This window comes from Lacinutrix sp., assembly GCF_023299985.1.
GTDB lineage: Bacteria > Bacteroidota > Bacteroidia > Flavobacteriales > Flavobacteriaceae > Lacinutrix.
Genome location: NZ_JALZVX010000117.1, coordinates 1 through 7,564, shown reverse-complemented (window position 1 = coordinate 7,564; position 7,564 = coordinate 1). Strand labels below are relative to the sequence as shown.

The window sequence follows — 7,564 nt, the reverse complement described above, 5'->3', positions numbered from 1 at the left end:
TTTGTTGGCGAATAAAATTTAACACACATTAGTTATTAACAGCGTTAAAATTCTTTTATTGTAGTCTCAAAATCAATAGAATAAAATGACAGAAAATGATTTGCTTTACGTTTTAGCACTACAAAATGTCATTAAAATTGGTGATGTAACAGCAAAAAAACTCATTGCGCATTGTGGTTCTGCAGAAGCAGTACTTAAAGAAAAGAAGCAAAACCTATTAAAAATTGATGGTATTGGAACTGTAACTATTTCCGACTTGTTTAGCAGAAATCACCTTGAAGCTGCAGAAGCTGAGCTTAAATTTATTAAAGCTGAAGGACTAAAAACACACTATTTTAATTCTGAAACTTATCCTGAAAGATTAAAACATTGTATTGATAGTCCTATTTTACTTTTTGAAGCTGGTAATATAAACCTGAATAAAAGACATATTATTAGCATTGTTGGCGCACGAAAAATTACAACCTCTGGAATCGCCTTTTGTGAGAAATTAGTTGAAGAACTTGCTATTTACGATCCTGTAATAGTGTCTGGTTTTGCTTATGGTACAGATATTACTGCACATAAAGCAGCAATAAAGCATAACTTGCAAACCATTGGTTGCTTGGCTCATGGCTTAAACCAAATTTATCCAAAAACACATAAAAAATATATGGCAGAGGTAGAAAACAATGGTGGTTTCTACACAGATTTTTGGAGTACAGCTGCTTTTGATCGTAATAATTTTTTAAAACGTAACCGTATTATTGCTGGTATTAGCGAAGCAACTATAGTTGTAGAAAGTGCAGAGAAAGGAGGCAGTTTAGTAACTGCGGATATTGCAAATTCTTATAATCGCGATGTGTTTGCAGTGCCTGGACGTACTACAGATTCTAAAAGTGTTGGTTGTAATAACCTTATAAAACAACAAAAAGCACATTTACTATCGACACCTTTAGATGTGCCATATTTATTAAATTGGCAATTAGAAGATTCTGTAAAACCTATTGTGCAAAAACAGCTTTTTGTTGAGTTAGATGACAACGAAAAAGTAATTTACAATTACTTAAAAGATAATGATAAGAAAATGCTAGACATTATAGCTTTAAACTGTAATATGCCTACGTTTAAAATTGCTGGTTTGTTGCTAAATATGGAGTTGAAAGGAGTGGTGAGACCTTTGCCAGGAAAATTATTTGAAGTTATTTAGATCTGTCATTCCTGAGAAGGCAGGAATGTATTTTAACAATTATTTAGTTGTTTATGGACTCCTGCCTTCTCAGGAATGACAAAACTAATACCCAACCTTTCCTCTCACACGCTCCAAAACACCATCAGCCACAACCTTCGCTTTTTCAGCACCTTTAGCTAAAGATTCATCTATTTTATCAAGGTTATTCATGTAAAAATCATAACGCTCGCGTTCAGTTACAAATGTCTTTAAAATCAATTCAAACAAGGCTTGTTTACCATGGCCATAACCATAATTACCGTTTTCGTAATTGGCTTTCATAGTTGTTATTTCGGCTTCAGAAGCTAATAAACTATAGATTGCAAAGCAATTACAAGTAGCCCAATCTTTGGGGTCTTCAAGTGGAGTACTATCTGTTTCAATACTCATTATTTGTTTACGCAATTTCTTTTCTGGTAAAAATATATTGATAATATTACCTTTACTTTTACTCATTTTGGCACCATCTGTTCCAGGAATAAGCATGGTTTCCTTTTGTATTTTTGCTTGTGGCAACACAAAAGTTTCTCCCATTTTTGCCTGAAAACGCGAGGCAACGTCACGTGTCATCTCTATATGCTGTTCTTGGTCTTTTCCAACAGGAATAATTTCGGCATCGTACAACAAAATATCTGCTGCCATAAGCATTGGGTAGCTAAATAAACCAGAGTTTACGTCTTCTAATCTGTCCGCTTTGTCTTTAAAACTGTGTGCTAACGTTAAGCGTTGGTATGGAAAAAAGCAACTTAAATACCAGGAGAGTTCTGTTACTTGTGGCACATCACTTTGTCTGTAAAACACCGTTTTTTCAATATCTAAACCAAAGGCTAACCAAGTTGCTGCTGTGGAGTAAGTATTGTTACGCAGTGTTTCTCCATCTTTAATTTGCGTTAACGAATGCATGTCTGCAATAAATAAAAACGAATTGTTTTTTTCATCTTTAGACATTTCTATTGCAGGCATTAATGCGCCTAATATGTTTCCTAAATGTGGTGTTCCTGTACTTTGTATTCCTGTGAGTATTCTTGCCATGTTTACTTTCCGCGAAAGCAGAAATTTCATTTAATTAAACTAAAAAAGTATTCAGAAAACAAAGGTATTTTTTTTCAATTAAAATAGCTCAAAACTATTATGTATTTTTGAAACTTATGATTGTGTTTAAATATATTTTCTGGTTATTTTACCGTATTTGGTTCTACATAATGGTTGCTTTACCAATTATTATTATGTTTCCCTTGCTAATACTATCAATTTTAAAAGAATCTTGGTATCCTTATTTTTTTAAACTAGCACGTATTTGGGCAAGGTTTATATTAATAAGTATGGGTTTTAAATCCAAAATAATAAGAGAGCAACAAACTATAAAAGATGAAAGTTACATGTTTGTAGCGAACCATACGTCTATGATGGATATTATGTTAATGCTTGTAGTTACAAAAAATCCTTTTGTTTTTGTAGGCAAAGCTGAATTAGCAAAAATACCACTACTAGGTTTTTTTTATAAAAGAACATCAATTTTAGTAGACCGAAGTAGTCCAGAAAGTAGGAGAGCAGTTTTTTTAAATGCACAAAAACGATTAAAACAAGGCTTAAGCATTTGTATTTTTCCAGAAGGATTAGTGCCAGAACAAGAGATTATACTTAGTGAGTTTAAAGATGGTGCGTTTCGTTTAGCTATTAATCATCAAATACCAATTGTACCCATTACTTTTGCAGATAATAAAAAACGTTTTTCGTATACTTTTTTTAGTGGAGGTCCAGGTAAAATGAGAGCTAAAATCCACAAGTTTATAGACACTAAGAATTTAAAAACTGAAGATACAAGAGCAATTAACGAACAATCTAAAAAAGTAATTTATAATCAACTTTTAGAATTTGCTTCAAAATAGAACATTCTTTTTTCACAATAATTTCAATTCAGAAAAGGTTAAATTAAAAAAGCTACTCTTGGCACAGAGTAGCTTTTAAAACATTATTGGGTTCTCAATTTAATGAGATACTAAGTAAAAGTCTAACCAACTAAATAACCTTAAACTTAAAATTTATAACTAAAACCAGTATAAACACCAATAATGTAAGGGTTAAAATTGCCAGATGTTTCGCTGTAGGCATCCATTTGGTACTTAAAAGTAGGCTCGAAATTAAATTTAAGCTTATCGCTAAATTTATAATCTATGCCTAAACCAATATTTGCACTATAACTTATATTGTTTATATTATTTGCTTCACCTATTTTTCGTTTTTGATTGATGATTTCTGAAACCACTTCATTATCATTTAAGAAAAAAGCACTTGCTCCACCTATAATATTTAATCCAAATTTTTTGTTTACTAAAGCGTATTCTAATTCTAAGGGAACTTCAAAATAACTAATACGTTGACTTAAAGCGGCATTTAAGTTATTATTAATAAGATCATCAACTTGTTGTACTACAAGATTACTAGAGCTTAATACAGAGAATGTTTGTCCTTGATTATCTGGAATAAAATCAATAGTTCTAAAGCTTGAAATGTTTGGCGTATTTGACACAGAATTAAAAACAATAACATTAGCGGTGTCATAGCTTAAATTAAGCTTATTTATACCAGAACGAACCTTAAGTCTATTCCCAACGTTATAGCCTACTTTTATACCATAACTTGTGTTAATCTCTCCGTTTTTAGGGTTATCAATAAATTGGTCGTCAATGTGAGAACCTTTGCCAAGAGTATTATAATAAACAGGTGCAGCATTTGCGCTTACCGACCACCTGTTTATTTTTTCTTCTTCATCAAGATTTTCAATCTTGGCAAGAGCCTCTTCGATGGTGTTAGACGAGTTTGCGCTGTCTGGTTCCATCATTTTTTTTTCCTCTTTTTCCTTTTCACTATTAGCTGTTGCAACAGCTGTAGTAGCGGTTGTACTATTATTATCTAAAACAGTTGTTGTTTTAGTATTTGGTTTATTAGCAGTGCTAGTGGCATTATTAGCACTAATATTACTAAGGTTTTTACTATTTGTAATACTGTTTGTATTATTATTAGTAATTGTGTTTTCAGGATTGTTACTATTTAAAATAGTAGTATTTATGTTTTTAGCAGAAGCATTCTGCGCTATTCTTTGCGAATTATTAGGCGCATTTAAATTATCTCTATTTTTTAAATTTTTAGCAACTCTATTTATATTACTATTATCTTTCTTGTTAACTATTATACCATTGGTATTTAAACTATTCTCTTTTGAAACACCTTTAGTATTTGAGAATTGAGAACTTAAATTACTAACTTTATTTTTATTTGTTTTAGAAGGACTATTACTTTTAGAGTCGTTTTCGTTAGCAACAACAGTTACATTATTTAATAGCTTGTTTTCTGTAATAGTATTATTCTCCTTAAGAGTGTTTGTACTTTCAATAGAAACAGCATTAATATCTTCAACATTAGAAGATGTATCACTGTTTTTGCTTTTAGTAGTTTTAGAATCGACAGTTGTAGTATTACTTTCTTCTAACATATTATCACTAAAAGTAAATTTCCCAACTGTTAATAATAAAACTAACACAGCGGCAACACTTGCAATACGTAACCAAATAGGAAACCCTACTTTGGTTTCTTCTTTTGGCTGTTCTATTTTGTTTTGAATCCCAGTCCAAACATTAGCGCTTGGCTTAACTTCAAAATCCTTAAACTTTTCTTGATAAAGTCTATCTATATGTTTTTTATCACTCATTTATAAAGATTGAGAATTTAATCTCGTTTTATATTCTGTTATTTTATCTTTTAAAATCTGTCTAGCTCTTGCTAAATTAGATTTCGACGTTCCAGTTGTTATTTTTAGAAGTCCTGCTACGTCTTGGTGCGAATAGCCATCTAAAACATAAAGGTTAAAAACCAATCTGTAACGATCTGGTAATTCTTGAATGATTTGTAATAGATAATCTATAGAAATATCACTCTCATCTTTTATAGTAATTGCTTCATCTTCAATTAAATCGTCGTTTACAATATCAAAAACACCTTGTGTTCTATAACACTGTAAAGCAGTATTTATAGTAATTCGTTTTAACCAACCCTCAAAAGAACCTTTATTTTTATACTGTTCTATTTTTTTAAAAATAGTAACAAACGCATCCTGTAAATTATCTTCTGCTTCTGCATAGTTTCGTGAATACTTTAAACATACAGAAAACAATTTACTCGAAAAGAGATTGTATAGTTCGCCTTGTGCTTTAGTATCATTATTCTTACAATTATATATGAGCTGGTCTATACTCAAGTTAAATTCACGTATTAGTTAATATTTATTCTATTACAGGAACTTCTACTATTAAATAAGTATCTCCTCCACTATCATCCTTGCCTTGCCAAAATTTAAAAATATATGAACCAGCTTCTGTTGCTTTAAAACCGAATGTTGCTTCTAATTCTGTTTCTAAAGTAATACAATTACTATTTTGAACAACAGAATTGATTATGGCTACAGTTCTTTCATTGTTGTTTGCTGAATAAAAGATATCACTAAAATTATGACAATTTGTAGGTTTAATATAATTTAAACTTATTTCATAAGTAGTGCCTAATTCAAATTCTTCTGGAATAACAACACTTTCTATAGGTATAAATTCCGTTTGAAATGATAAAGTATCATCCTCTATACTACATGATAATGTTAGTATGCAAATTAATAAAATAAGGTGTTTTTTCATTTTTAATTCTTGTGTTCTGTAATTCTATATTATATAGAAGATGCAGAAAAGATTAAAAGGTTGCGTCTAAAAACAAAAAATCCCGAAAATAAAACGGGATTTTTTGTTTTAATAGCATTAAGCTAGTAATTATTTAGACTCAAGATCGTCTTTAATAGCTTGTTTTATTTTTTGCTCAAGCTCGTCAAAAAGCTCTGGATTGTCTTTTATTATTGCCTTTACAGCATCTCGACCTTGCCCTAATTTAGTGTCTTGATAGCTAAACCAAGAACCTGCTTTTTTAACTATTTCTTTTTCTACGGCAACATCTAAAATTTCACCTACTTTACTAACACCTTCTCCGTACATAATATCGAATTCGGCTAATTTAAAAGGAGGAGCTACTTTATTTTTAACAACTTTAACTCTTGTTTTATTACCCATAACAGCACCATCTGTACTTTTAATTTGAGTAGAACGTCTAATATCTAAACGTACAGATGCATAAAATTTAAGTGCATTACCACCAGTTGTGGTTTCTGGATTTCCAAACATAACACCAATTTTCTCACGCAACTGGTTAATAAATATTACAGTACAATTGGTTTTACTAATAGAAGCAGTTAATTTTCTTAAAGCTTGAGACATTAAACGTGCGTGTAATCCCATTTTACTATCTCCCATTTCACCTTCAATTTCACTTTTTGGTGTTAATGCAGCTACAGAATCTATTACTACTATATCAATAGCGCCAGAGCGAATTAAATTATCGGCAATTTCTAAAGCTTGTTCTCCATTATCTGGTTGAGATATAATTAAATTATCGATATCTACTCCAAGTTTTTCAGCATAAAAACGATCGAAAGCGTGCTCTGCATCAATAAAAGCTGCAATACCACCTGCTTTTTGCGCTTCGGCAATGGCATGTAATGTTAAAGTTGTTTTACCAGAAGATTCTGGACCATATATTTCTATTACACGTCCTCTTGGATAGCCACCAACACCTAAAGCAATATCTAAACCTAAAGAACCAGAAGGTATAGCCTCGACATCTACAATAGCAGCGTCACTCATTTTCATTACTGTTCCTTTTCCGTAAGCTTTGTCTAATTTATCTAAAGTTAGCTTTAGTGCCTTTAATTTCGCTTCTTTTTCACTGCTCATAGTTTGTTTTTTATCTGTTCGTCGTGCTAAAATACCACTTTTTTAATCTTTTTTTAAATTTCTCACGCAACCTTTTAAACATTTTTGCATCTACTAATAAAGGTGGGAAAGTTTTAGCTATGAAAAAGAAAAATTAACCGCATTTTTTAAAAGGTCATGTTTAATTTTTAAGTGTAACAACATGAAATATTTAAAAAAAATAGTAACATCAAAAACATTAGGTGTTTCAGTTTCTATTATAATTAATAGTAGCTGTAAAGCCGATGGAGGTTAGCTCGTTTAGTTTTTTTAGAAATAAAAAAAATATTAACGAGTTAGTCTATTAAAAGTCCTTTGCAGAGCGCAAAGGACTTTTTTTTACTTTATATTTTATGCAAAGCATATAAAATATAAAGCATCCCAATTTTAGATTAGAATCTTATAAAATTATTGCATATCCGTTTAATGTCCATTAGCAGTAATGCTAGCGATAATAAGCCTATCAAATATTTTTTCTCCAAAATATCTTCTATTGAGCTTATAAACA

The 7,564-nt window shown here is 30.8% G+C and carries 7 protein-coding genes; 2 read left to right on the top strand and 5 right to left on the bottom strand.

Annotated elements, in window-relative coordinates; all coding sequences use genetic code 11:
* Positions 1-85 precede the first annotated feature (85 nt).
* Complete coding sequence (dprA, locus tag Q0C58_RS06065) at positions 86-1,189, top strand: DNA-processing protein DprA (protein WP_290698841.1); 1,104 nt, start codon at positions 86-88, stop codon at positions 1,187-1,189.
* Positions 1,190-1,273: 84 nt separating this feature from the next.
* Here dprA and trpS read toward each other — a convergent pair whose 3' ends face one another.
* Positions 1,274-2,242, bottom strand: a complete 969-nt coding sequence (trpS, locus tag Q0C58_RS06060) for a tryptophan--tRNA ligase (protein WP_290698840.1) — start codon at positions 2,240-2,242, stop codon at positions 1,274-1,276.
* Positions 2,243-2,358: 116 nt separating this feature from the next.
* Between trpS and Q0C58_RS06055 the strand changes: the two genes are divergently transcribed.
* The gene (locus Q0C58_RS06055; RefSeq protein ID WP_290698838.1) at positions 2,359-3,099 is read left to right on the top strand and encodes a lysophospholipid acyltransferase family protein; all 741 of its coding nucleotides are present in this window, start codon (positions 2,359-2,361) and stop codon (positions 3,097-3,099) included.
* A gap of 146 nt (positions 3,100-3,245) precedes the next feature.
* On the opposite strand, the gene Q0C58_RS06050 is transcribed toward Q0C58_RS06055, so the two are convergent.
* From Q0C58_RS06050 to recA, 4 genes are all read right to left on the bottom strand, one after another.
* Positions 3,246-4,919 carry a hypothetical protein gene (locus Q0C58_RS06050; protein ID WP_290698836.1) on the bottom strand — a complete coding sequence of 558 codons (1,674 nt, stop codon included), beginning with the start codon at positions 4,917-4,919 and terminating at the stop codon, positions 3,246-3,248.
* Complete coding sequence (locus tag Q0C58_RS06045) at positions 4,920-5,465, bottom strand: sigma-70 family RNA polymerase sigma factor (RefSeq protein ID WP_290698834.1); 546 nt, start codon at positions 5,463-5,465, stop codon at positions 4,920-4,922. It abuts the gene before it with no gap.
* 25 nt (positions 5,466-5,490) lie between these two features.
* Positions 5,491-5,895 carry a hypothetical protein gene (locus tag Q0C58_RS06040; protein WP_290698832.1) on the bottom strand — a complete coding sequence of 135 codons (405 nt, stop codon included), beginning with the start codon at positions 5,893-5,895 and terminating at the stop codon, positions 5,491-5,493.
* 129 nt (positions 5,896-6,024) lie between these two features.
* Entirely contained in the window at positions 6,025-7,038 is a 1,014-nt protein-coding gene (gene recA / locus Q0C58_RS06035) for a recombinase RecA (RefSeq protein WP_290698830.1), read from the bottom strand.
* Positions 7,039-7,564: the final 526 nt, after the last annotated feature.

What these genes read in the sequence shown, in the direction of transcription:
- dprA (WP_290698841.1), top strand. Translation starts at nt 86, where the DNA reads ATGACAGAAAATGATTTGCTTTACGTTTTAGCACTACAAAATGTCATT.
- trpS (WP_290698840.1), bottom strand. Translation starts at nt 2,242, where the DNA reads ATGGCAAGAATACTCACAGGAATACAAAGTACAGGAACACCACATTTA.
- Q0C58_RS06055 (WP_290698838.1), top strand. Translation starts at nt 2,359, where the DNA reads ATGATTGTGTTTAAATATATTTTCTGGTTATTTTACCGTATTTGGTTC.
- Q0C58_RS06050 (WP_290698836.1), bottom strand. Translation starts at nt 4,919, where the DNA reads ATGAGTGATAAAAAACATATAGATAGACTTTATCAAGAAAAGTTTAAG.
- Q0C58_RS06040 (WP_290698832.1), bottom strand. Translation starts at nt 5,895, where the DNA reads ATGAAAAAACACCTTATTTTATTAATTTGCATACTAACATTATCATGT.
- recA (WP_290698830.1), bottom strand. Translation starts at nt 7,038, where the DNA reads ATGAGCAGTGAAAAAGAAGCGAAATTAAAGGCACTAAAGCTAACTTTA.